The sequence below is a fragment of the Massilia sp. GER05 genome (assembly GCF_052056005.1).
GTDB lineage: Bacteria > Pseudomonadota > Gammaproteobacteria > Burkholderiales > Burkholderiaceae_D > Telluria > Telluria orientalis.
Genome location: NZ_CP178858.1, coordinates 4,269,688 through 4,294,283 on the forward strand (window position 1 = coordinate 4,269,688; position 24,596 = coordinate 4,294,283).

A 24,596-nucleotide genomic window follows, 5' to 3' on the forward strand; every position below is an offset into this window, starting at 1 on the left:
CCATGGCGCGCATCTTGACATTCGCGCCATGGACGGTCTCGCCCCACCGGTGGGGGTATCGACTACTTGCCGATCTCGACGCGGTAGACCGGCACCACCTTCACGCCCTTCAGCTCGGCCAGCTGCGGCTTGCCGCCGAAGTCGGGCCGGTGCTCGCGCGGCAGGTAGATCGGCGCATCCGCCCGAAGGGGCAGCACGGTCAAGGTCAGCGGACCCTGGCGCTGCGCGGGCAGGTTACCCAGGTCGAATTGCCAGCGCTGGCCGTTGTAATACCAGTCGTCGACCATGCGCGTGCCATCGAACAGGCGGGCCACGTCGCCCGTGAAGTCGATGTCGAGCAGCAGGCTGTCCACGTCCTTCGACCGATTCGCCGCCCCGACGTCGAGCAGCCACGCGGCCGACGCGCCGAACGCTTCCGGATCCGGCGGCACGGCCGCATTGGCGTTGCCGCCGATGCGGATCGGACGCGCCGGCTGGGCGTCGCGCAGCGGCTTCACCGCGACCGCGACGTCGCGCGGCGGCAGCGTCGTGTCGAACACCTGGAACAGGCCGTCGCGGCCGGCGCTCTTCAGCGTCGTCGATGGATAGACGGCCGCGCGCACGTGCGGCTGGCCCGCGCTCCGGAGGACGAGCCGCCCGCCGTCGAAGTACGCCTGCGCCTCGCTGAGCACGAGCCGGCGCTGGCCCTGGAACGTCCCGATCGCCGCCTGGCGCGCCTGCGCCTGCGACAGCACGAGTACCGTCAGCGGCTTCGCGCCCGGGCAACGCACCGTGAACGCCGCATCGAGGCCGGGCTGGATGCCGTCAACGACGACCGCGCTGGCACCCTCGTCGACGTGCGCGCGCGGGGCCTGCACGCAGCCGCGGGCTTTCGCGCCGAACGCGAATTCGACGGGGACGCCGTCCTGCGCCGCGAACACCCACGTGCCGCCGTCCAGCCGAGCGAGCGGCTGCGCCGTCGCATACGTCAGGCGCTGGCCGCGCTCGTCACCTAAGTCGAAATTGACGGGCCAGGCGAAGTAGGCACCGGCCGGCAGGTCGACAGGTTGACGGGGCAGCGTTACCGTGCCGCCGGGCAGCTTGACCGCGAAGCGGACCTGCTCGCGCGCCGGCGTCGGATACTGGCGGATGTGGCCAGCGTAGAACAGGAACGCGGCATCGCCGCGGCTGCGCACGGACCACCGCGGCGTATCTAGATCGGCCGGATCCTTCGGCACGACGTCCGGTTTGCGCACGGTCATCGGCGCCAGGCGCGCGCCGAAGTCGTGCAGGAACCAGTGGAACGGACGCAGGCTCGCCAGCACGGCGCGCTGCTGGCCGTCCGGGCCCAGCGGCGCATTGAAGTCGTAGTTGATCGCCGGGACGTCGTTGTAGCCGCCGCTCTTCGTGCTTTCCTCGAGGGTCGTGCCGCCGACGGGATTGCGCCCGCCGTGGAACATGTAGTACCCCATCAGGTTGACGCCGGAGCCCAGCTGCACGGGCAGCATGGCCGCGATGTCGTCGCTGGAGACCAGCGTGCGGCGGCGGTACATGGCGGGCAGGCCCGCGCCGTATTCCGCGCCGAGGAACGGGGTCTTGTCGATGTCCGTCTCGGCCGTGCCCTGCTGGCTCGCGCGGGTCTGGGCACCGAGGTCGCCGCTCACGCGCGTGTCGAAACGGAACGCGTACGTCTCCTTCGGCGGCAATTCCTTGGTACTGGTCGCCCACGGCTCGTCCGGGTAGCCGCCGAACACCGGGGTGACTTCGCCGGACGGGTACAGGGTCTGGTCCCAGCCGGTGACGGTGTAGTAGGGCACGTCGATGCCCGCCTTCACGGCAAGCCCCTTCAACGTGCGGATGTGCTCCGCGCCGCGGCCCGGGCCGGCCAGGTTGTACTCGTTTTCGATCTGCGCGCCGATCACCGGGCCGCCCTGCTTGTACAGCAGGCCGTCCAGCTGGCGCCCGATCTCGCGGTAGTAGCGTTCCACGTAACGGAGGTAAGTCGGATCGTTGCCGCGCGTGGGCATCGCGTCGACCACCCAGTCCGGGAAGCCGCCGTAGCGCACTTCGGCGTGCGACCACGGGCCGACGCGCACGACGACGTCCAGCCCGTGCTTGCGCGCGAGCTGCACGAAGCGGCGCAGGTCGCGGTTGCCGGACCAGTCGAATTTACCCTCGGCCGCTTCGTGGTGGTTCCAGATGATGTAGCTGGCGACGATGTCGATGCCGGCCGATTTCATCTTGGCGAGTTCGGCATCCCAGCTGGCGGCCGGGCTGCGCGTGTAGTGGAACTCGCCCATCACCGGCAGCCAGGGCTTGCCGTCGCGCGTAAGGTACTGGTTGTTGATGCCGAGCGTGTGGCCGCCCGGCGCCGTCGCCGTGCCCAGCTTGATGGTGCCGGTGCGCGGATCGGGCGCCGGCGCCGTGGCGTCGACGGTGAGGAGTTGTTCCGCGCCCGCCATGCCGGGGCCGGCGAAGGCCAGCAGCACGGCGGCGCGGAGCAGTGTGGGTCGGGTCATCGTCATCATCAGAACTTGTACGAGAGGCCCACGTTGTAGCGGCGGCCGTATTCCATCACGTTCTGCATGTAGGCGTTCGCGTTCTGCGTGTAGACCACTTTCTGGTTCGTGATGTTGTCCAGGCCCACGCGCAGCTGCAGCTGCGGCGTCAGGTAGTACGAGAAGTTCGCGGTGACGTATGTCTCCTCGCCGTTTTCCGCCATGTACCCGGCCGTCCAGCGGGGCATGCGCACGAACGGGCTGTGGTAGTTGGCGGACAGGCGGGCCTCGAAGCCGTTCTTTTCGTACCAGAGCGTGACGCCGCCGTTGTTGCGCATCAGGCCTTCCATCGGGAAGTTATTGGTGTACTCGTGGATGTCGCTCTCGTTGTACGACCAGTTCGCGGCGACGCCCAGGCCGTCGAACGGTGCCGGCAGGCGCGTGAACGCGTGCTGGTACACCAGCTCCAGGCCGCGCACATAGCCGCCTTCGCCGTTGATGGAACGGGTGATGACCGCCTGGCGGTTGCCGATGGTCGTCGTGTCGGTCGTGATGCCGATGTAGCTGCCGATCTGCTTGTAGAACAGCGCGGCCGAGAACAGCGAGCCCTTGTCGAAGTACCACTGGTACGCGAGGTCGGCCTGGTTGGCCATCATCGGCAGCAGGCCCGGGTTACCGGCGCTGCCCGTCAGCGGCTGCTGCGAGCCCGGCGTCGTGTCCATCGAGATCTGGCGCGATGCGCGCATCTCGTCCATCGGCGCACGCGACATGGCACGGGCCAGCGAGAAGCGCACCTGGTGTTTCTGCTCTTCGTCGAGGCCGAAGATCAGGTTCATGCTCGGCAGGGCCTTCGTGTACGAGGCGCCGCCCGACACCGCCGTCGGCGCCGCGCCGTTCACGGACTCCATGCCTTCGCCCGTCTGGCTGGTGTGCAGGACGCGCACGCCCGCATTGCCGCGGTACTTCAGGCCGAACATCTCGCCGTCCAGGTCCGCCTGCGCATACAGGGCGCTCGTGCGCTCCTTGACGCGCCAGCCGGCCAGCAGGTCGTTCGCGGTCGGCGTACGGCCCGCCGCATCGAGGGCGCCCGGACCGAACGTGGAGGACACGGTGCCTTCGAAATCGTTCAGCATCAGCGCGGGGAAGTAGCCCGGCACGTTGATGGTGGTGTACGCGGAGGCCGGGATCGCCGCATTGTTCGGCGAGATGTTCCACGTGGTCTGGCGGTACGACTTCTCGCGGTCGGCGAAGCGCGCGCCGATCTTGAGGCGGTTGACGGGGCCCAGGTCCAGCGGCAGCGCGCCGGAGAGCTGCGCGGAATCGAGGCGGTCGTGCACGTGGCCGTCATTGTCGATGACCAGCTGCGGCGCGCCGAACGTCGCGAGGTTGCCGGTGTCCTGGCTGTACGAATACGACTGCTGCTCGTTGCCGGTGAAGGCCCAGGACAGGGTGCCGTTGTTCGCGGTCGTGTTGCGCACGTCGGCCCACTGGCTGGCGCGGCTCGCGCGCGACGTGGCGACGTCCGCCTCGACCTTCCAGTCGCCCACGTTGAACTTGCCGTTCAGGCCACCGGCGAAGTTGTCCATGTTCTGGATCCAGCGCGTGCTGTGCGTGGTCAGGCTGACGTCCTTGACGGTCGCGCCGGTGACGTAGCCGTTGCGGATGTCGACGTTCGAGTAATTCCCGGTCTGCCAGCCGTCCCAGTTGCCGACGTCGCCGGTCCAGTGCTGGACGCTCGGCTCGCGGATCTTGTTGCGGGCGAAGTACAGGTCGGCCGTGATCAGGGCGTCGGGGCTCGCCTTCCATTCCAGCTTGCCCAGCACGCTGCTGCGTTCATTGGTGCCGCTCTTGAGCTCATCCTCGAAACCCCACGGCGTCTTGTCGACTTTGCCGTCGCCATTCAGGTCGGCGGAATGGTCTTCGTTGAAGCCCCAGTGGTTCTTGCGTTCTTCGATCGACGGCTGCTTCTGGTAGCTGAACGCGACGGCCGCACCGATGGTCTTGTTCGCGAACTGGTCGATCCAGATGCCGCCCAGGCGCGGGCGCACGGCCTGCGCATCGACGTCTTTCGCCAGCGGGTAGTACAGCGCGTCGGCCTTCAGCGACGCCTGGGGGCCGTTGTACTTCAGCGGCTGCACGGTCTGCAGGTCGATGGTCGTCGCGACGCCGCCTTCGACGAGGTCGGCGTTCTGCGTCTTGTAGACGATGGCGCCGGACAGCGACTCGGACGGGAACTGCTCGAAGCGCACCGCGCGGTTCGGCTCGGACGATGCGAGTTCGCGGCCGTTCAGCGTGGCGCCGATGAAGCGTTCGCCCATGCCGCGCGCGACGATCTGGCTGGCGTTGCCGCGATCGAGACCGGCGGCGAGGCCCGGGAGGCGCGCCAGCGATTCGGCGATGGTGGTGTCGGGCAGTTTGCCGATGTCTTCGGAGGCGACGACTTCGACCATGCTGTTGGAGTTCTCCTTGACGGAGAGGGCGCTGCGCACGGACGCGCGGATGCCGGACACGACGACCTGCTGCACGGCGGTGTCGCCGCCCGCGGCCGGTTCGGCCGATGCGGTTTGCGGTGCCTGCTGGGCGAGGGCGGGGACGGCGGGGAGGACGAACAATGGGAAGAGCGAGCGTACGAGTACGCTCAGGGTTTTCTGCTGCATGTAATCTCCTTGCTTTTGTCGTTTAGACTTATGTGTTGTTGTCGACTTTGTTGGTGCGTCGAGCGAACCAATCAAGCGACTGACCGGCATTCTGTCGCGTTGCAAGGAGTACAACCATTATGTTTTTCACCAGCGTATATACGAAGTTCATATAGCCTGGTGAAAAACATAAAAAAAGAGGCAGCCCGCAGGCTGCCTTGGAATTGCTGGCGCTTGGTGGGCTCGGGGAGCCCACCCTACGTCATGGCTGTAGAGTGGGCACCCCGTGCCCACGATTGCATATCACCACCACATGCCGTAGGCTGTAGAGTGGGCACCCCGTGCCCACGATTGCATATCACCACCACATGCCGTAGATCGTGGCCAGCACCACGCAGATGACGGCCGAGCCGAGGGCGAACGCGCCGTCGACCTTGAACAGCTTGGTGTCGACGATCAGACCCTTCACCTTGCCGCGGGCGAACACGGTGCTGAGCAGGACCATGCCCGCGACGACCAGCCAGAACACGATGAACATGCGGTCCAGGAACGGGATCTCATACACGCCCGAGCCGTTGTCGTGGGCGAAGCCGATCGGGGCGAGGAAGGACAGGTCCATCATCCCCGGCAGGAACTTCAGGATGATCGAGAACACGAGACCGCCCACGGTCGCGAACATCGCGGCGCTGGACGTGGTCTTTTTCCAGAAGAAGCCCAGCAGGAACATGGCCAGGATGCCCGGCGAGACGAAGCCCGTGTATTCCTGGATGTACTGGAAGCCGCCTTTCTTGTCGATGCCCATCAGCGGGGCGATCAGCACGGCCAGCAGCATCGACACGACGACGGTCATGCGGCCGATCCACACCATCTTCTGCTCGGTGACGTTCGGATGCAGGCGCTTCTGGTAGATGTCGAGCGTGAAGATCGTGGCGATCGAGTTGGCCTTGCCGGCCAGCGACGCGACGACGGCCGCGGTCAGTGCCGCGAACGCGATGCCTTTCAGGCCCGACGGCAGCAGTGCCAGCAGGGTGGGGTAGGCGCGGTCCGGATTCAGTTCGCCGCCGACGCGCATCGCGTCGCCCAGCGCGCCGGAACGGTCCAGCGCGAACGCGGCGATACCCGGCATGACGACGATGACCGGCATCAGCAGTTTCAGGAACGCGGCGAACAGCAGGCCTTTGCGGGCCGTCGGCAGGTCGGCGCCCAGCGCGCGCTGCGTGATGTACTGGTTGCAGCCCCAGTAGTTCAGGTTCACGATCCACATGCCGCCGATCAGCGTGGACAGGCCCGGCAGGTCCATGTAGTTCGGGTTGTCGCGGCCCAGCACCATCTCGAAGTGGTCGCGGGTCGAGTTGTACAAGGTCGAGAAGCCTTGCAGCGCGCCGTGGCCGTTGCCCAGTTTGGCGACGAGGTCGAGGGCCAGCCACGTGGTCACGAGGCCGCCGATGACGAGGCAGGTCACCTGGATGACGTCCGTGTAGCCGATGACCTTCATGCCGCCCAGGGTGATGATGGCGGCGAAGACGGCGAGGAACAGCATGCAGGGCAGCACGCCGATGCCGGTGACGCTGCCGATGGCCAGCGCGCCCAGGTACAGGATCGAGGTCAGGTTGACGACGACGTACAGGCCGAGCCAGAACAGGGCCATCGTCGTGGCGACGGCCTTGCCGTAGCGCTGTTCGAGGAACTGCGGCATCGTGTAGATGTGGTTCTTCAGGTAGACCGGCATGAAGAACACGGCGACGATGACGAGCGTGGCGGCGGCCATCAGTTCGTACACGGCGATGGCCATGCCGATGCGGAAGCCCGAACCGCTCATGCCGATGAACTGCTCGGCGGAGATGTTCGAGGCGATCAGCGAGGCGCCGATGGCCCACCAGGTGAGGGAACCTTCGGCCAGGAAGTAGTCGTGCGAGGCGGACGTATTCGCGCTCTTCTTGCGGCGGTAGACCCACAGGCCGTAGCCTGCGACTACGACGAAGTAGAACAGGAAGACGATGGCGTCGAGGCGGGAAATCAGATTCATAGGTTTGTCTCGGTTGTGATTCGCGCGTTTCAGCGCTCCAGGAAGGCGTCCATGATCGCGGTCGGCTTGCCGCCGCGGTCAAAGGCGCCCATCGGATAGCCCTTCCAGTCGTAAGCCTCGGGCTCCCAATAAAACACGCCGCGTGCCATGCCGCCATCGACGGCGCGCGCCTTGGCGATCAGGTCGGCGATGACCGCCTTGCCGTCCGGGTGGTCCCAGGGCACGCCGACCTCGGACAGGATCACCGGTTTGCCGTAGCGGTGCACCATGTCGTTGAGGTTGGCGAGGCAGGCGGCCGTGGCGCTTTGCCACGTGTGGTTCTTTGCGGTCGTCGGGTAGGACGACGCGCCGATCATGTCGAAGCGCGCGCCGTGCGCCTTCAGGCCGTCGAAGTTCCAGCGGAACGTCGCGTTGTCGTGGCAGTTGTCGACGTGGACGATCACGATCGCGTCCGGGAACACCTGCTTGACGGCGCCATAGCCGCTGTCGACGAAGCGCGCGTAGTTGTCCATGTGTTTTGTTGCGTCGCCCTCGGGCCACAGCAGGCCGGTGCGGGTCTCGTTGCCGACCTGGACCCAGGTCGGCGTGACGCCCGCGTCGCGCAGGGCGGTCAGCACGGACCGCGTGTGCGCCGCGACGGCGTCGGCCAGTTGCGGCACGGTGTACCCGGCCCAGGCCTTCGGTTTCGTCTGCTGCTGCGGGTCGGCCCAGGAATCGCTGTAATGGAAATCGATCATGACGCGCATGCCGGCGGCCTGGGCGCGCTTCGCTTTCGCGACGACGTCCGCCGTGTCGTTCCAGCCATCCTCCGGGTTCACCCACGCGCGCAGGCGGATGGCGTCCATGCCCTGTTCCTTGAGGATGGCGAACAGGTCTGCGGTCTTGCCGTCGCGGTTGCGGAATACCCGGCCGGCCGCCTCCATTTCGCTGACCCAGCCGACGTCGGCGCCCTTGGCGAAGTTCACGTCGGCGGCGTGTGCGAAGGGAATCCCCAGCACAAGTCCGAACGCAAATGCGGCCGCGAGGGCGGAAAAGGTGTGCTTCATCGGTCTCCGTGGTCGTTATCGTTATTATCAATCTGGCAGCAAACCGGGATTCTAGGCAGGAAATGCCATGCGCACCCCATCCATTTTTCGCGTCACCTATGAAATATTCGTATGGCGGCAATGTTTCCCTTGAAACATCCGGTATTCTTTTGATAAGGAGAAAGGAACGCAGGTCATCAGCGCTCTCGAACTATACTGGTCCCGTACCCGTCGATTCGGGCGGGGTTCCGGCTGACGCCGGTCGGCGTCGCCTTATTGGAATCAGGAGGTCGAGATGAGCAAAGCAACATGTATCCTGCGCGGCGTCGCGCTGGCGTGCGCGCTGTGCGCGGCCGGCTCGCCCGCGATGGCGGCAAAAGATCCGGCGCGGTGGACGCAGGGCGACAAGACGAAAGCCCAGCGCATGGCCACGCTGAAGAAGGAAATCAACGCGGCGTACGCCGAGCAGCAGACGGCATGCAAGAAGAAGTCGTCCGCCAAACGAGCTTCCTGCCTCAAGGAAGCGCGCATGGTCTACCAGCGCGACATGGCCAGCGCGCCGCAACTGCTGGCCCAGGCGCCGCGCGGCGAGGTGACGGAGCGCGTCGTTTCCACGACGACGGCCCCGGCCACGCCTGACCAGTCGTCCGGCAGCACCGCCTACGGCAGCTCCAGCATGGGCGCGACCGGTTCCGGCGCCGACACCGTCAACGGCAAGGACGACGCGATCGCGCCGAGCTCCGGCCAGACGGGCGGCCTGCCGCCGCCGCGCGTGGACCCGTCGGACAACCGGGCGCCCGACCAGCCGCCGCAAGGCAGCACGGTGCCGGTCCAGCAGCAGCAACAGTAAGGGCTGTCTCGCGCCGCGGGGCGCCGAATGGTAAACTGCCGCCTTTTGCCGCAGAGGACCACGATGGCGCTTCGCGACCGCGCGCTGGAATTATTGATCGAGACGGATGCCGCCGCCAAGACGGCGGGCGTGGCCGCGCTGGCCGACGCCTGTCGCGCCGGGGCGGTGCGGCTCGACAGCGCCGCCGTGCTCAGCGCGGGCGACGCGGCCATTCCGGGCCGTCCCGCGCGGCCGGAACTCGTGCCGCCGCGCCTCGTCGGCCGCCGCTCGATGGCGACGGACGAAGGCCGCGCGATGCTCGTCCACGCGCTGGCCCACATCGAGTTCAATGCCGTCAACCTCGCGCTGGATGCGATCTGGCGCTTCCCGGGCATGCCGGACGCCTACTACACGGACTGGCTGCGCGTCGCGGCCGAGGAAGCCCACCATTTCACGCTGCTGGCGGCGCATTTGCGCACGCTCGGATGGGCCTATGGCGATTTCCCCGGCCACGACAGCCTGTGGGAGATGGTCGCGAAGACGAGCGGCGACGTCCTCGCGCGCATGGCCCTCGTGCCGCGCACGATGGAAGCGCGCGGCCTCGATGCCATCCCGCCGCTGCGCGCGAAGCTGGCGCAGGCCGGCGACGACGCGGCCGCCCGCATCCTCGACGTGCTGCTGCGCGACGAGGTGGGCCACGTGGAAATCGGCAACCGCTGGTTTTTTTATCTCTGCGCCCAGCGCGGCCTGGAACCGGTCGCCACCTACGATGCGCTGACGGTACAGTACAAGGCGCCCGTGCTGAAGGGCCCCTTCAACGTGGAGGCGCGGCGCCAGGCCGGTTTCACCGAAGTGGAACTGGCTCGTCTCGCGGATGCCTGACACCATGGACACGCAGGGGTTCCTGCTGACGCGCCACTGGCGCGATACGGACGCCGGCGTCGAAGTCGAGTTCTGGCTCGCGACGCCGGACGGACCACGGCGCGTGCGTCTCGGGCCGCAGCCGGCCGTCGCGTTCGTCCCGGCGGAGCAGGGCGACACGGTGCGCCTGCTGCTCGCACGCGAACGGGGCGCGGAACTGCGCGAGCTGTCGCTGTGCGACTTCCGCCACCGTCCCGTGCTGGGCCTGTACTGCACGCAGTACCGCCACCTCCTGCGCCTGGAAAAGCGCCTGCGCGAGCACGGCATCGACGTCTATGAAGCCGATATCCGTCCGCCCGAACGCTACCTGATGGAGCGCTTCATCATGGCGCCCGTCACGTTCACGGGCACGCCCGACCCGCACGATCCGCAGCTCCTCGTGGACGCGCGCCTGACGCCGGCGCAGGACTACCGCCCCGTGCTGTCGACCGTCTCGCTGGACATCGAGACGACGATGCAGGGCGAGCTGCGTTCGATCGCGCTCGAGGGCTGCGGCCAGCGCCAGGTCTACATGCTTGGCCCGGCGAACGGCGATGCGTCCGGGCTCGATTTCGACTACGAGGTCGTGGCCACGCGGCGCGACCTGCTCGACCGGCTGGAAGACTGGATCCGGCGGTTCGATCCGGACGCGATCATCGGCTGGAACCTCGTCCAGTTCGACCTGCGCGTGCTGCAGCAGCACGCGCAGCAGATGCAGCGCCCGCTGCGCCTCGGCCGCGACGGCAGCGCGATCGAATGGCGCGAACACGGCGGCCGGCAGGAGCATTACTTCGCCGGCATCGCCGGGCGCCTCGTTATCGACGGCATCGAGGCGCTGCGCGGGGCGACGTGGAGCTTCCCGTCGTTCTCGCTGGAGCACGTGGCGCAAAGCCTGCTGGGCGAGGGCAAGGCGATCGACAACCCGTACGACCGCATGGCGGAAATCGACCGCATGTTCGCCGAGGACAAGCCGGCGCTCGCGACATACAACCTGCAGGACTGCGTGCTCGTCACGCGCATCTTCGCGAAATCGGACCTGATGACCTTCCTGCTGGAGCGCGCCAGCGTGACGGGCATGGCGGCCGACCGCAGCGGCGGTTCCGTCGCCGCGTTCGAGCACGCGTACATCCCGCTGATGCACCGGCTGGGCCGCGTGGCGCCGAACATCGGCGACGTGCCGGGCGCGGACAGTCCCGGCGGGTTCGTGATGGATTCGCGCTCCGGGCTGTACGACTCGGTGCTGGTGCTGGACTATAAAAGCCTGTACCCGTCGATCATCCGCACGTTCCTGATCGATCCGGTCGGCCTCGTCGCGGGCCTCGAGGAGCCGGAAGCGGACACGGTGCCGGGCTTCCGCGGCGCGCGCTTCTCGCGCACGCAGCACTGCCTGCCCGGCATCGTCACGCGCGTGTGGCAGGGCCGCGATGCCGCCAAGCGCGAACGCAACGCGCCGCTGTCGCAGGCTTTAAAGATCATCATGAACTCGATGTACGGGGTGCTTGGCACGACGGCGTGCCGGTTCTTCGACTCGCGCCTGGCGTCGTCGATCACGATGCGCGGCCACGAGATCATGCACCGCACCCGTGAACTGATCGAGGCGCAGGGCTACCAGGTGATCTACGGCGACACGGATTCGACGTTCGTGTGGCTCGGGCGCGCGCATGCGGACGACGCCGCGGAACGCATCGGCCGCGCGCTCGTGGACCATGTGAACGCATGGTGGCGCGATTATCTGCACAACGAACTGCGCCTGGAAAGCGCGCTCGAACTCGAATACGAGACGCACTTCCGCCGGTTCCTGATGCCCACCGTGCGCGGCTCGGACGAGGGCAGCAAGAAACGCTACGCGGGCCTCGTGCGCCGCAAGGACGGCAGCGACGACCTCGTGTTCAAGGGCCTGGAGACGGTCCGCACGGACTGGACGCCGCTCGCGCAGGCGTTCCAGCAGGAGCTCTACGGGCGCGTGTTCCGCGGCGAGCCGTACGAGGACTACGTGCGCGACTACGTGGCGCGAACCCTCCGGGGCGACCTGGACGGGCAGCTCGTGTACCGCAAGCGCCTGCGCCGCCCGCTGGTGGAGTATGAGCGCAACGTGCCGCCGCACGTGCGCGCGGCGCGCGCCGCGGACGAATTCCACGTGCGCCAGGGCCGGCCCGCGCAATACCGCAACGGCGGCTGGATCCGCTACGTGATGACGACGGCGGGACCGGAACCGCTGGAGACGCTGGACACGAGCCGCACGCCCATCGACTACGAACACTACCTGACGAAGCAGCTGGAACCCATCGCGGACGGCATCCTGCCGTTTTTGGACGACAGTTTCACGAGGCTTACCAGTCCGCAGGGCGCGCTGTTCTGATCAACCGCCGGCGCGCTTCGGCCGGTGGCCGAGCGTCGTCAGTTCTTCCATGATGCGGTCGCAGTGGTCGCCCTGGACCTCGATCACGCCGTCCTTCACGGTGCCGCCCGAACCGCACGCGGTGCGCAGCTGCTTGCCCAGCGCGGCGAGGGCGGCGGCATCGAGCGCCAGTCCCTTGACGAGCGTGACGGCCTTGCCGCCGCGGCCCTTCGTCTGGCGCGCGACGCGCACGTTGCCGTCGCCGACGAGTGCCGGGCCGGTCTTGCAGGTGCACGCCGCGACCGGCTGCCGGCAGCCGGGGCACATGCGGCCGCTCTCGGTGGAATAGACGAGGCCTCCGTTCGAATGCTTCATGGTGTGTCGTGAGTGATGGCTATTCCCGTGAGTTTACCAGCCCGGTCCGCTCGGCGTCTCCCATCCCGGTCGTGCACTTCTGTAAATACGATGTTACTATCCGGCGCGGGGTTCAACGAAAACAACAGGGGGTGGTCATGCATCATGCCGGCATGTTCGATGCGGTCTTTCTCGCGATGTTCTGTGCCTGTTTCGCCATCCGCGCGCCGCTCGAAATCAGGCACAGGAACACCAGGGCCGTCGAATCGCGCGAAGGGGTGTTCGAGAAGTTTTGCCTGCTGCTCGTGTTCACGGGCTCGACGACGCTGCCGTTCCTGTACCTCTTCACGCCATGGTTCGATTTCGCCGACTACGTGGTACGGCCCATCGTCGGCGGCCCCGGCGCCGCGCTTGCGGTGCTGGGCGTCTTCCTGTTCTGGAAATCGCACCGCGACCTGGGCCGGCAGTTCTCGCCGACGCTCCAGGTCAAGGAAGCGCACCACCTGGTCTCCGAAGGCATCTACAGCCGCATACGGCATCCGATGTACACGGCCCTGTTCCTCATCGCCACCGCGCAACTGCTGCTGATCGGGAACGCCGTCGTGGGGCCGGCGTTCCTGCTCGCATTCAGCATCCTGTATGCCTCGCGCATCGAGCACGAGGAAGACATGATGCTGGAGCATTTCGGCCAAGCCTATGCCGACTACAAGGCGCGTACCAAGCGCCTGCTGCCGTCCGTCAGGCAATAAGGTCAGGGCCCCGGATTCGGGTTGTCCGGCAACGATGGAATCGCGCGCAGGTATTCGTAGATGGCGTACAGGTCCCGCGTCGTCATCTTGCCGACGGCCGGCCACGGCATCACCTGCAGGATCTGGCCGGCCGGGTCGTGCGGATTGTGGCCCGTGCGCAGTGTCTTCACGAATTCCTCGCGCGTGAGGCCGGCCGGGCGGCCCGCGTTGTCCGGCGTGAGGTTCGGTGCCGTGAAGGGGCCGAACTGGCGCCCGCCGGACATGTATTGCTCGGCATTCACGCGCTCGGGCTGGCCCTGGAACGGATCGCCGCCGGGCGAATACGTCGGGTGCGTATGGCAGTCGATGCAGCCCGTCGTGTTGACGATATAGCTGCCCTGCCACACGAGGTTCCTCTGCTTGCCCTTCAGGTTCAGGATCACGCCGGGCGGCACGATTTCGCGGCCGCGCATGGCGCGGCTGTTGGTGTCGCTCAATGCGGTGGCGGCGTCCATGTCGCTGTCCGGGAACGGGCCGGGTGCGGCGGCGTACGGTGCCGCGCTGGCGGCGGCGAGGGCGAATGCAAGGCAGGTGCGGTGGGCTGCGTTCATGCTGTGTCTCCCAGGGTCGGTGGCTGAAGACGAATCAAGTCAGTATAGGCGTCAATACGCAACCCGCCAGCGCGGCCTTCCTGTCCATTCTGATAGGGTCCGGTGAGAATGCGTGCACTTTGGCGTTGGCGGCCGTGGCACCATCACGGCTCGACATCGGGAGACGTGCATGACGACATCATCCAGGCCATGGATCCAGCTTGCCGCCGCCATCGCGCTCGGCGTGAAGGCCACGGCACGGCGCGTGCCATACTGACGCCACCATGCACCTGTACCGCGAATTCCCGCCGCATCCCGCGCTGGCCGGCCACGTAGCCTGCCTGTGGACGAGCCACGCCGTCCCGGACGGTGCGCCCGTGCGCACGCGCGTGCTGCCCGACAATTGCATCGACATCCTGTGGCAAGATTCCTGGCCGCTCGGCAAGGTGGCGGGCATGATGTCGCGTCCGCACCATGTCGAGATGCGTGATCCGGTGCTGACGGTGGCCGTGCGCTTCCTGCCCGGCGCCGCGCGTGCCTTCGTCGACGTCCCGCTGTCCGAATTGCAGGACGGCCATCCAGCCCTGGCCGACCTGTGGCCGCGTGCCGACGCGGAAGCGCTGGCGGCCGACTTGTGGGAGCGCGAGCGCACGACGGCACAGCGCCTTGCCATCATCGAACAGGCGTTACTCGCGCGCCTGCGCACGCGCGGACCGGCGCGGGCGGATGCGCTCGCGCGGGCAGCCGTCCTGCGGATCGAGGCAAGCGGCGGGGCCGTGCGTATCGACACGCTGGCGGATGGCCTGGGCGTCACGCGCCAGCACCTCGCCACGCTGTTCCGCGAACGCGTGGGCCTGCATGCGAAGACCTTCGCCATGGTGTGCCGCTTCCGCCGCGCGCACGCGACGCTGCGCGGCCGGGACGCCGGCGTGGACTGGGCGCGCCTCGCGGTCGATTGCGGCTACTACGACCAGTCGCATCTCATCCACGCGTTCCGCCAGTTCGCCGACGCCACCCCGGACTCCTTCCTGCATGGCGCGCCATGATCGTCATTGCCGCCCCATCGAATCTCGGACTCCGCCCCCTCCGCCCCGGCCACGAACCCGGCACATGGCGCGCACCCGCCGCCTTGATCGAAGCCGGCCTGCTGGACGCCGTGGGCGGCGGCGCGCCCATCGTCATGCCACGGCCGTCCTGGAAGCCGGGGCCCGATCCCGGCACGCGGCTGCGCAACGGCTTCGCGATGCGTGACTTCAACCTGGCCCTGGCCGACCACGTGGCGGCGGCCGGTGCGCGCGGCGAATTCGCGTTGGTCGTCGGCGGCGACTGCTCGATCCTGCTGGGGGCACTGGCCGGCGCGCGGCGCCGCGGGCCGCTGGCGCTCGTCCACGTGGATGGCCACAGCGATTTCCGCCACCCGGGCAACTACGATCCGGACAGCATGCCGGGTGCCGTCGCGGGCATGGACCTCGCGCTGGCCACGGGCCGCGGCGAGGCGCTGATGACCGACTGGCCCGGCGTGGAGTCGCCCCTGGTGCGGGATCGCGACGTCGTTCAGATCGGCGAGCGGGACGGGCGGCGTCCCGACTTCGCCTGGGCGGACGTGAACGACACCGGCTTCGAACGCATCGACGTGTTCACGGCGAACGAGATCGGGCCGCAGGCCGTGCTGGATCGCACGCGGCAACGCCTGGACAAGCGCTTCTGGATTCACCTGGACGTCGACGTGCTCGACGAAGCCGTGATGCCCGCGGTCGACAGCCCGGGCGCGCCGGGCATCGCGCCGGACGATCTCGTGGCGATCCTGTCCGGCCTCCTGTCCGACGCACGCTGCATCGGCATGACCGTCACCGTGTTCGATCCCGAGCTCGATCCGGACGGACGCCATGCCCGCACGCTCGTCGGGCTGCTGGGCAGGCTGCCGTTCGGGCGCTGACCCGACGCCGGAATTGGAGCCCCTAACAAAACCGCTTAGTTGCTCTACAGGCAACAGCCGGGTACACTGGACCGTGCCGACCGTCCGCTATCGGCCAAAAGCGGACCTATCAAATAAGGAAATATGCTGCACCACTTGTCTATTGCGGTTTCTGACCTCGACCGTGCCTCTGCCTTCTATGACGCGGTTTTAAAACCCTTGGGGTACACCCGCGTCTTTGCTGACGACGAAGCCGTGGGCTACGGGTATGAAGGCGGTGACGATAAGCTGTGCTTGAAACGAGCGACGCAAGTCATGATTCCCGGAGAAGGCTTTCACTTGGCCTTCGCAGCCACGGAGCCGAATCAGGTACACGAATTCCATACTGCTGCGCTGCGCCATGGTGGACGATGCAACGGCGCACCAGGACCTCGACCGGAATATGGTGATGGCTACTATGCAGCCTTCGTTTTCGATCCTGAGGGGTACCGGATCGAGGCGGTCATCAACGCGTCCGTCCAGTCGCCATGCCGCGAATGACCGCTATGGGTCGAACTCGGCCGTTCAACCTTACAATCGATCCCGGGCGCCGGCCGCCGGCGAGCGGCATTTTTACTTCAAAAGCCGGGGTATTTTTGCTTGAACGGACGACTGCGTCCCTCCTGCCGAGTGTTCGATAATAGTGAGCACCGATGGTCACGCCTTCGTGTGACGTATGCAGCGTGGCGCCATTTGGCGGGGCACACGAATGTCAGCATCGACAGCCCTTGCATGAGACGGATCGAACCTTGACAGGGCGGCCATTGCCGCCAGGCTTACCGGTTTGCCAAGTTACTGCCGGGTGCGACGCATACACGCTTACCGGGCCATATCCTGCTCGACACAATGCACTGGTAACGGCGCGCTGGAGTTTCGACGTACAGCAGTTCAACACTGCGGCGGGAGCATAGGACGCAGTACGAGATAGAAAGTCCGCCTGCATCCACTGCAGCGCCCAAAGCTGGTTCCAGACATGATTGCGCACGTCTTTGTTGAGTTTCCCCTCCGGGCGAGTTACCTTGCCCGTCAGGACGCCAAGCCAATGAAGCGACGTTAGATACGGCACCGGATTGACAATGAGGAGCGCATAGTCGCCGTTCGCCAATCCCTTGAGGACCACAAGCTGCTCTAGAATCCCAGGGCCATATTCCGCTATTGCTCCCCCGGCGTCGGCGCCGCCCATTGCCTGCGCCGGACCTTTGGGCACAAGGTAGTTGCGTCGGCGATTAAGTCGGTATTCGTCTTTGTGGGGCGACTCCAGCACCAGCACGATAACTGGTAACCTCCGGTCACTGTGCCGAACGCTGACGTCGTGATAAGCGGACAGGCGCAGGCGCCGTGACCAGGTGAAAGCGGCTTTAACTTGACTTTCCCTTTCTTGACCTGAACCACATAACGCCAAGCGTCCGGGACACGGCAGCGCCACCGCAGCAGTGCTTCGATGACCTGCTTTCGTAGAGGTGACGGGTACCCGAGCTTATCCAGTTCGACAGTGTCGAACTGAACAATGCCCGGCAAGTCAGAAGGTGCTTCAATGGCAAAACGCTCTAGAGTCATATTTTTTCGGCCTTAGCGGTAAGGCCACTCATTGGCCAAACATCTTCGATAAAGTGTATCGCGTTGCAGCCCGACAGGTGGGCTAATATCCCATGCCGTGCAGTCGCGCTAGTGACCAACTATCTTGAGCTCGAAATTACCAAGCTTATTGTCGAGGTAAAACATCCTTGTAGCATCGTAGCGCGCAGGCTCACTTGAAATATTGCAGCGCTTCTGCGTCAACGTAAGCGTCAACCCAGCACCGTGTAGACACGCGATAGCGCGCTAGTCAACATAGTCCCCATTATTTTTAACGGGGACTATCTTGGCGGGTGTCAGCAGCGGTTGTAAACTGATACAGGCAGCGATTGAAAACTGATACACCGATTTGAGAAGATGGCCGCTTTGCGGAGCGGCCTTGAAACCCAAAGAGGTGTACGTGGAAGTCAAGCTACTGAAGAAGCATGGGTTGAGCCTTCGGCAGATTGCCGCTGAAGTCGGCTGCGCAGTGAACACGGTGCGCCGGCATCTGGCTCTGGAGGCCGTGCCGAAGTACGAGCGCAAGGTCAAGCGCCAGACGAAGCTGGCGCAATTCGAGCGGTATCTGAGGGATCGGCAGCAGGCCGCCCAGCCCGATACGATTCCAGCCACGGTGCTGTACCGTGAGATCGCAGCGCGCGGCTACGAAGGCGGCATGAGCCAGCTGCGCGCCTTCATGCGCACGCTGCGCCCGACGCCGCCGGTAGATCCGGTGGTGCGTTTCGAGACGGCGATGGGCGAGCAGCTGCAGGTGGACTGGGTCGAGTTCCGCAAGGGCAGCGCGCCGCTGTATGCATTTTGCGCCACGCTCGGCTTTAGCCGGGCCAGCTATGTGGAGTTCGTCAGCAACATGAAGGTGGAAACCCTGATCGCTTGCCACGAGCGCGCTTTCGCTGCCTTCGGTGGCGTGACGCGGCGGGTCCTGTACGACAACATGAAGACGGTGGTACTGGAGCGCGACGCTTACGGCGAAGGCGAGCACCGCTTCCATGCCGGCTTCCTGGACTATGCCAGGCATAGCGGCTTTGTGATCAAGCTGTGCCAGCCGTACCGTGCCAAGACCAAGGGCAAGGTCGAACGCTTCAACGGTTATCTGCGCCGTTCGTTCTACGTGCCGCTGGTGAGCCGGCTGGCGCAGAGCGGCCAGAAGCTTGATGTCGTAACGGCCAACGTGGAAGTGGCTCACTGGTTGCAAGAAGTGGCCAATGCACGCATCCACGGCACCACCGGGGAGCCGCCAGCCGCGGCGTTGAAGCGGGAGTCGGAGCACCTGCAGCCACTGCCAGCACCGTGGCGGGCAGACATTGCGGCAGCCCGGCCGCAACCGGCAGTAACGGCGCCTGCGGCACCACGGCCGGCGGCAGTGGTGGAGCGGATCGCGCAACCTTCTCCGGTACAGCATCCGCTGCAGGTCTACGACGCGCTGCTGATGCGGGTATCGGAAGGAGTGGTGGCATGAATCTGCAGCATGAGCGGATCGCGGCGCTGTGCGAGAGCCTGAACCTGCCGTTCGTGGCGCAGGGCTACAGCGCCGCAACCCAGAAGGCAGCCAAGCAGGGAACGGCCTACAGCGACTTCCTGGAAGGCTTGCTGAGGGAGGAAGTAGCTGGACGCAATGTGCGCAAGCAAAGCACGCTGACCCGGCTGGCCGGATTCCCGGCAGTGAAGACGCTGGATGAGTTCAACTACGACTTTGCCAAGGGCGTCAAACGCAGCCAGGTCGAGGAGTTGGCCGGCCTGGGCTTCGTCGAACGGCATGAAAACGTGGTACTGGTCGGCCCCAGCGGCGTGGGCAAGACGCACTTGGCAATGGCCCTCGGTTACAAGGCCACGCAGGCCGGCATCAAGACGCGCTTCACGACGGCAGCCGACCTGTTGCTGGCGTTGACGACGGCGCACACGCAGAACAATCTGAAGGCGGTGATGCACCGCGCGATCAAGGCATATCGGCTCCTGATCATCGACGAGATCGGCTACTTGCCGATGAACCGGGAACAGGCCAATTTGTTCTTCCAGGTGATCGCGGCCATGTACGAGCGCAGCAGCCTGGTCGTGACCAGCAACCTGCCGTTCGGGCAATGGGACACGACCTTCGCGCAGGACACGACGCTGACTGCGGCCCTGCTCGACCGGTTGCTGCACCATGCGCATATCGTGCCGATTGCAGGGGAAAGCTATCGCTTGAAACACCAGCGACAGGCCGGAATGATGAGGGGGAACGACGTTGCAGAACTGGGCTGAACACGGACGGTGTTCGGCGACGGCGGTGTATCAGTTTTAAATCGCTGGCATGACGAAATCTGTATCAGTTTTCAATCGCCGTTGACAGCGGGTGAAGCGGGGCAAAGGAAGCGTCGGCGCAGCACGAACTATCCTCTGGAGTTCAAGCGACGGCTCGCGGAACAGGCGTGCGACGAGGCGGTGTCGGTAGCCCAGCTGGCGATGCAGCACGGGCTGAACACGAACATGGTATTTCGCTGGCGCCGCCAGTTGCGCGCAGGTTTGCTGGGCCCGACGAAGACGCAGTTTCTGCCGGTCGCGTTGACGGCCGAGCGGAACGATTCGCTTCGCGCTGGGGTCGCGGGCACCATCGAAATCCAGTTGGGCCAGGCCACGGTCTGCATTCGCGGTACGCCCGATCCGGCGACGCTGGCGCTGGTGCTGCAAGGGTTGCGTCCATGATTGGGCTACCTGCCGGCACGCGCATCTGGCTGGCCGCCGGCGTCACCGACATGCGCTCGGGCTTCAATGGCCTGGCCGCGAAAGTGGAGACGGCCCTGCGGGAAGACCCGTACAGCGGCCACGTGTTCGTGTTCCGTGGCCGGCGCGGCGACCTGGTGAAAGTGCTGTGGTGGACCGGCGACGGGCTACGCCTGCTGTGCAAACGGCTCGAGCGCGGGCGCTTCATCTGGCCGCAAGCGGCCGAGGGGACGGTAACGATGACGCAAGCCCAGCTCTCGATGCTACTGGAGGGGATCGACTGGCGCCGGCCCGAGCGCACCTGGCGCCCGCAGTCGGCCTTGTAAACGTCGGCTGAGCCGCGTAAACTGGCCCGCATGTTTGATGCCTCCCACCTGCCCGACGATATCGATGCCTTGAAAGCGATGCTGCTGGCGCGCGAGGCGGCATTGCAGGTTAGCCAGACGGCATTGCAGGCCAGCGAGGCACGCGTGGCGCACCTGTCGGCCGAACTGTCGACGCGCACCGCCGAGATCGAGCATTTGAAGCTGGTGCTGGCCAAGCTCAAGCGCATGCAGTTCGGCCGGCGCTCCGAAAAGCTCGACCAGCAAATCGAGCAACTGGAACTCAAGCTTGAAGACCTGGAAGCCGAGGAGGCGGTGGCCGAAGCAAAGGCGCCGGCAGACGTCGCACCACGCAAGAAGGCCGAGTGCAAGCCGCTGCCTGCCGACTTGCCGCGCGAGGAACGCGTGCTGTATCCCAGCGTGGACGTCTGCCCGGACTGCAACGGCAAACTCGCCCCCTTGGGCGAGGATGTGTCGGAGCAGCTAGAATTTGTGCCGGCCAATTTCCGCGTCATCCGTTACGTGCGTCCCAAGCTGGCGTGTGCCTGCTGCGACCGCATCGTACAGGCCCCGGCAGCCAGCCGGCCCATCGAACGTGGCCTGGCTAGGGTCTGTCTGACTGAGTGAACGAAATTTTGTTTGGTTGGTCAGATGGCGATGAGCCGAACTGATCTAACTGAACAGCAATGGCGGCAGCTGGAGCCACATTTGCCGCCCAATCCACGTCACGGTCATGCGTATGTCGGGCATCGACATGTGATCAACGGGATCTTGTGGCGATTGCGAACTGGCGCGCCCTGGCGCGACATTCCGCCTCGCTACGGTCCCTGGCAGACCTGCTACGACAGGTTTGTGCGCTGGTCGCGCAACGGTACATGGCACCGCCTTCTCAAGATCATGCAAGCGGCAGCGGATGCGTCTGGCCGCATCGACTGGGATGGCGCTGCGCTTGACGCGACCCATGTGAAGGCGCAACGAAGTGCGGCCGGCGCCCGGAAGACGCTTCCTTCGTCAGAAAAAAGGGGGATGTAACTGACGAGTGGCTGGGACATTCGCGTGGTGGCCTCACCAGCAAAATCCATCTCTGCGTAGACGGGCATGGCTTGCCTTTATCTTTCGTAGTCACAGCCGGGCAATGCAGCGACGCGGCGAACATCGGCACCGTCCTTGATGCCATCTCCGTGCCCCGATCGGGACGAGGGCGTCCGCGCAAACGCCCGACGTGCCTACGTGTCGACCGGGCATATGGCGCGCGTCATTATCGGCGAGAGATCCAGCAGCGGGGAATTCGCTGCGTCTGCCCGGAACGACTCGATGCACAGAAAAACCGGCTGCGCAAAGGGCGTCGGGGCGGATCGCCACCGCGCTTCGACGCTGAAGCGTACAAGGGGCGTAACGTCGTCGAGCGCGCCATCAACCGATTAAAAGACTTCCGCGCCGTCGCAACGCGATACGATAAACGCGGCCATAACTTCTTCACCGCCGTGCTTGTGGCGACAATTGTTTTATGGCTGCTCTGAGGTCAGTCAGACACGCCCTAGCCCGGGCTTGCTGGCGCACGTGCTGGTTGTAGTGGTCTAATTTGCCCGGACACCTCGATAGGTGGACAATCCACCATCCGAGGAGTTTTACATGACAAGGCAGCGCCGAAAATTCGATACCAGTCTGAAGCTGGAAGTCGTCCGTATGATTAAAGAGCAGGGCCTGAGCGTCCAGCATGTTAGCGAGAGCATGAGCATCGGCCCGAGCGCGGTACGGCGCTGGGTAAAGCAATACGAGGATGAGCAGGCGGGGCAACCAGGCATCGGCAAGCCGCTCACGCCAGAGCAGCAGCGCATTCGTCAGCTTGAGCAGGAAAACCGTCAGTTGCGGGGGGACGTGGAGATATTAAAGAAGGCATCGGCCTTCTTTGCCCGCGAACTGAAATGAGTTACCGACTCATCGACGAGCTGCAAAAGAAGGCCCTCAACGTTGCCCAGTGCTGCCGGGTGCTGGGAGTGAGCCGTTCTGGTTTTTACGAGGCCCGGCGACGTGCCGCCCAGCCCGCCGTGTGCAAGGCCAGCGTGCATGTGCGGGCCGCTTTCGCGGCAAGCCATCAAAGCTACGGCAGCCGCAGGATCGTGGCCGCCCTGGCCAACGACGGGCTGCAAATCGGCCGCCATAAAGTGCGGCGGCTGATGCGGCAAGCTGAGCTGAAACCCGTCTGGAAGCGTAAATTCATTCACACAACCGACAGCAAACATGCCTTGCCGGTAGCCGCCAATGTGCTGGGTCGTCGGTTCAATCCGGTGGCACCGAACGTGGCCTACGCCTCCGATATCACGTATATCCGAACTGGCGCCGGCTGGCTTTATTTGGCGGTCGTGCTCGATCTGTTTTCGCGTCGGGTGGTGGGCTGGGCCATGGCGCCAAGCATGCCTGCCAGCCTGGTGTGCGAGGCCCTGAACATGGCCATCGGGCACCGGCAACCGGCGCCGGGCCTGGTGGTCCATTCCGATCGCGGCAGCCAGTACGCGAGCGCCGAATACCAAACTTTGCTGGCCAAGCACGGCTATATCTGCAGCATGAGCCGGAAGGGAAATTGCTGGGACAATGCGGTCGCCGAACGCTTCTTTCTGAACCTGAAAATGGAACGGGTCTGGCAACGCCAGTATGCCAATCATGCCGAAGCCAGAATCGACATCGCGGCCTACATCGTGGGCTTCTACAACTGCGAACGGCTGAACTCCGTTCTGGGCAACCTGCCGCCCACCGTCTTCGAGCGGAACATGGCAGCAAAAGAATCTATCGTGGTGTCCGAAATTACTTGACCACTACAGGTAGCAAAGTACGCCGACGATCTACCGCTGTACCGCCAGAGCGTGATCTACGCGCGCGAGGGCGTGGAACTGGAGCGCTCGCTGCTGGCCAGCTGGGTGGATGCAGCCAGCACGCTGCTGCGACCGCTGGGCGAGGCCTTGCGCCGCCACGTCTTCGCCGCCGCCAAGCTGCACGCCGACGACACGCCGCTGCCTGTGCTGGCACCGGGCAACGGCAAGACGCGCACGGCGCGCCTGTGGACCTACGTGCGCGACGACCGCGCCAGCGCCAGCGCCGAGCCGCCTGCGGTGTGGTTTGCGTACTCGCCCGACCGCAAGGGCGAACATCCGCAAGCGCATCTCGCCAATTTTGCCGGCGTGCTGCAGGCCGATGCGTACGCCGGTTTCAACGCCATTTACGACAGCGGCCGCGTCGTCGAAGCAGCCTGCTGGGCCCACGCCCGGCGCAAGTTTTACGACCTGCATGCGGCCCGCCCATCGGCCTTGACCACCGAGGCATTGCGCCGCATCGGCGAACTGTATGCCATCGAAGAAGCCATCCAGGGCAAGCCGCCCGACGAGCGCCGCGCCGAACGGCAGGCGCGGGCCAAACCACTGGTTGACGACCTGGAGCGCTGGCTACACGCCACGCTTGCCACGCTCTCGCGCAAGTCGGACACGGCGGCGGCAATCCTGTACGCGCTCAAATTGTGGCCGGCCCTGACCCGCTATGCCGACGACGGCCGCATCGAGATCGACAACTCGGCCGCCGAGCGGGCCTTGCGCGGCGTGGCACTGGGCCGCCGCAACTTCCTGTTTGCCGGCGCGGACAGCGGCGGCGAACGCGCGGCTGCCCTGTACGGGCTGATTGGAACGGCCAGGCTGAACGGGATCGACCCCGAAGCCTGGTTGCGCCATGTGCTGGCGCATATCGCCGACCATCCTGTAAACCGCGTCGACGATTTCCTACCTTGGAACTGTGCCGCCACATTGGCTGGTTGAACTCCGCTTCCTAGCGGTGTAACCCTAGTAGGACGTTACCCAGCGCAAGCTCTTCTTTGACATTTCTCGACAAGACTCTTCTTCCAGTGCGTTTGCCTAGGATCGTTACTGAGCGCAATGTATAGTTCAGGGAAACTGTTGTTTGTCATCCGCAATTACCCTTGGTCCTTGCAGCACGATCTACATCAACGTATAATATTGCAAATATGCAATTTATTGTTAGGCTGTTTAAATCCTAGGTTTGCTAGATTCCTAAACAGGAGTGCTGTTGAGGAAATTTTTTCTTGAGCAGTGTTGAGTTAACAACCATCTCTTCGGTCCTGAGGCGCGTCTGTGCAATA

20 protein-coding genes and 2 pseudogenes are annotated in these 24,596 nt (G+C 65.3%); 15 read left to right on the forward strand and 7 right to left on the reverse strand.

Annotation, left to right across the window (positions count from 1 at the left end; all coding sequences use genetic code 11):
- Positions 1-62: 62 nt before the first annotated feature.
- From ACL58G_RS18950 to ACL58G_RS18965, 4 genes are all read right to left on the reverse strand, one after another.
- Positions 63-2,498, reverse strand: a complete 2,436-nt coding sequence (locus ACL58G_RS18950; RefSeq protein ID WP_440962788.1) for a beta-galactosidase — start codon at positions 2,496-2,498, stop codon at positions 63-65.
- Between the two features lie 8 nt (positions 2,499-2,506).
- Entirely contained in the window at positions 2,507-5,134 is a 2,628-nt protein-coding gene (locus ACL58G_RS18955; RefSeq protein WP_440962789.1) for a TonB-dependent receptor, read from the reverse strand.
- Between the two features lie 337 nt (positions 5,135-5,471).
- Entirely contained in the window at positions 5,472-7,139 is a 1,668-nt protein-coding gene (locus ACL58G_RS18960; RefSeq protein WP_413388959.1) for a sodium:solute symporter family transporter, read from the reverse strand.
- A 29-nt stretch (positions 7,140-7,168) separates the two neighbouring features.
- Positions 7,169-8,185: a glycoside hydrolase family 53 protein gene (locus tag ACL58G_RS18965; protein ID WP_413388958.1), complete on the reverse strand. Its 1,017-nt coding sequence runs from the start codon at positions 8,183-8,185 to the stop codon at positions 7,169-7,171.
- A 274-nt stretch (positions 8,186-8,459) separates the two neighbouring features.
- Here ACL58G_RS18965 and ACL58G_RS18970 point away from each other — a divergent pair, with 274 nt between their 5' ends.
- The 3 genes from ACL58G_RS18970 (at position 8,460) to ACL58G_RS18980 (ending at position 12,252) form a co-directional block, all read left to right on the forward strand.
- Complete coding sequence (locus ACL58G_RS18970) at positions 8,460-9,014, forward strand: hypothetical protein (protein ID WP_413388957.1); 555 nt, start codon at positions 8,460-8,462, stop codon at positions 9,012-9,014.
- Between the two features lie 63 nt (positions 9,015-9,077).
- Positions 9,078-9,875 (forward strand): ferritin-like domain-containing protein, encoded by a 798-nt coding sequence (locus ACL58G_RS18975; RefSeq protein ID WP_413388956.1) that lies wholly within the window; start codon positions 9,078-9,080, stop codon positions 9,873-9,875.
- Positions 9,868-12,252 carry a DNA polymerase II gene (locus tag ACL58G_RS18980; RefSeq protein WP_440962790.1) on the forward strand — a complete coding sequence of 795 codons (2,385 nt, stop codon included), beginning with the start codon at positions 9,868-9,870 and terminating at the stop codon, positions 12,250-12,252. Before ACL58G_RS18975 ends, ACL58G_RS18980 begins: the two co-directional genes overlap by 8 nt.
- On the opposite strand, the gene ACL58G_RS18985 is transcribed toward ACL58G_RS18980, so the two are convergent.
- Complete coding sequence (locus ACL58G_RS18985; protein ID WP_413388954.1) at positions 12,253-12,606, reverse strand: translation initiation factor Sui1; 354 nt, start codon at positions 12,604-12,606, stop codon at positions 12,253-12,255.
- Between the two features lie 137 nt (positions 12,607-12,743).
- Here ACL58G_RS18985 and ACL58G_RS18990 point away from each other — a divergent pair, with 137 nt between their 5' ends.
- Positions 12,744-13,334 (forward strand): protein-S-isoprenylcysteine O-methyltransferase, encoded by a 591-nt coding sequence (locus ACL58G_RS18990; RefSeq protein ID WP_413388953.1) that lies wholly within the window; start codon positions 12,744-12,746, stop codon positions 13,332-13,334.
- A 2-nt stretch (positions 13,335-13,336) separates the two neighbouring features.
- Here the strand turns inward: ACL58G_RS18990 and ACL58G_RS18995 are convergent, their stop codons facing one another.
- Positions 13,337-13,924, reverse strand: a complete 588-nt coding sequence (locus ACL58G_RS18995) for a hypothetical protein (RefSeq protein WP_440962791.1) — start codon at positions 13,922-13,924, stop codon at positions 13,337-13,339.
- Between the two features lie 263 nt (positions 13,925-14,187).
- Between ACL58G_RS18995 and ACL58G_RS19000 the strand changes: the two genes are divergently transcribed.
- The 3 genes from ACL58G_RS19000 (at position 14,188) to ACL58G_RS19010 (ending at position 16,358) form a co-directional block, all read left to right on the forward strand.
- Positions 14,188-14,949, forward strand: coding sequence for a DUF6597 domain-containing transcriptional factor (locus ACL58G_RS19000; RefSeq protein WP_413388951.1), 762 nt, complete (start codon positions 14,188-14,190; stop codon positions 14,947-14,949).
- Complete coding sequence (locus tag ACL58G_RS19005; RefSeq protein WP_413388950.1) at positions 14,946-15,839, forward strand: arginase family protein; 894 nt, start codon at positions 14,946-14,948, stop codon at positions 15,837-15,839. The genes ACL58G_RS19000 and ACL58G_RS19005 overlap by 4 nt, the downstream gene beginning before the upstream one ends.
- A 123-nt stretch (positions 15,840-15,962) precedes the next feature.
- On the forward strand, positions 15,963-16,358 hold the full coding sequence (locus ACL58G_RS19010; RefSeq protein WP_440962792.1) for a VOC family protein: 396 nt from the start codon (positions 15,963-15,965) through the stop codon (positions 16,356-16,358).
- A gap of 211 nt (positions 16,359-16,569) precedes the next feature.
- Here ACL58G_RS19010 and ACL58G_RS19015 read toward each other — a convergent pair whose 3' ends face one another.
- Positions 16,570-17,127, reverse strand: a complete 558-nt coding sequence (locus ACL58G_RS19015) for a hypothetical protein (protein WP_440962793.1) — start codon at positions 17,125-17,127, stop codon at positions 16,570-16,572.
- 684 nt (positions 17,128-17,811) lie between these two features.
- Between ACL58G_RS19015 and istA the strand changes: the two genes are divergently transcribed.
- The 8 genes and pseudogenes from istA to tnpC form a co-directional block, all read left to right on the forward strand.
- Positions 17,812-18,891: an IS21 family transposase gene (gene istA / locus ACL58G_RS19020; RefSeq protein WP_440962794.1), complete on the forward strand. Its 1,080-nt coding sequence runs from the start codon at positions 17,812-17,814 to the stop codon at positions 18,889-18,891.
- Positions 18,888-19,673 carry an IS21-like element helper ATPase IstB gene (gene istB, locus ACL58G_RS19025; RefSeq protein ID WP_413382469.1) on the forward strand — a complete coding sequence of 262 codons (786 nt, stop codon included), beginning with the start codon at positions 18,888-18,890 and terminating at the stop codon, positions 19,671-19,673. The genes istA and istB overlap by 4 nt, the downstream gene beginning before the upstream one ends.
- A gap of 9 nt (positions 19,674-19,682) precedes the next feature.
- Entirely contained in the window at positions 19,683-20,114 is a 432-nt protein-coding gene (tnpA, locus tag ACL58G_RS19030; RefSeq protein WP_440962795.1) for an IS66-like element accessory protein TnpA, read from the forward strand.
- On the forward strand, positions 20,111-20,458 hold the full coding sequence (gene tnpB, locus ACL58G_RS19035) for an IS66 family insertion sequence element accessory protein TnpB (protein ID WP_440962796.1): 348 nt from the start codon (positions 20,111-20,113) through the stop codon (positions 20,456-20,458). The genes tnpA and tnpB overlap by 4 nt, the downstream gene beginning before the upstream one ends.
- 30 nt (positions 20,459-20,488) lie before the next feature.
- Positions 20,489-21,058: pseudogene (locus ACL58G_RS19040) on the forward strand (IS66 family transposase zinc-finger binding domain-containing protein); the annotation flags it as partial.
- 54 nt (positions 21,059-21,112) lie between these two features.
- A protein-coding gene (locus tag ACL58G_RS19045) for an IS5 family transposase (protein ID WP_413381855.1) occupies positions 21,113-21,975 on the forward strand; the annotation gives its coding sequence in 2 pieces (ribosomal slippage) (positions 21,113-21,455 and positions 21,455-21,975; 864 coding nt in all).
- 112 nt (positions 21,976-22,087) lie between these two features.
- Positions 22,088-23,265, forward strand: a protein-coding gene (locus ACL58G_RS19050; RefSeq protein ID WP_440962797.1) for an IS3 family transposase whose coding sequence is annotated in 2 segments (ribosomal slippage) — positions 22,088-22,355 and positions 22,355-23,265 — 1,179 coding nt in all. Because the reading frame shifts where the segments join, the coding sequence is not laid out codon by codon here.
- 9 nt (positions 23,266-23,274) lie between these two features.
- Positions 23,275-24,255, forward strand: a pseudogene (gene tnpC / locus ACL58G_RS19055) (IS66 family transposase); the annotation flags it as partial.
- Between the last annotated feature and the right edge of the window lie 341 nt (positions 24,256-24,596).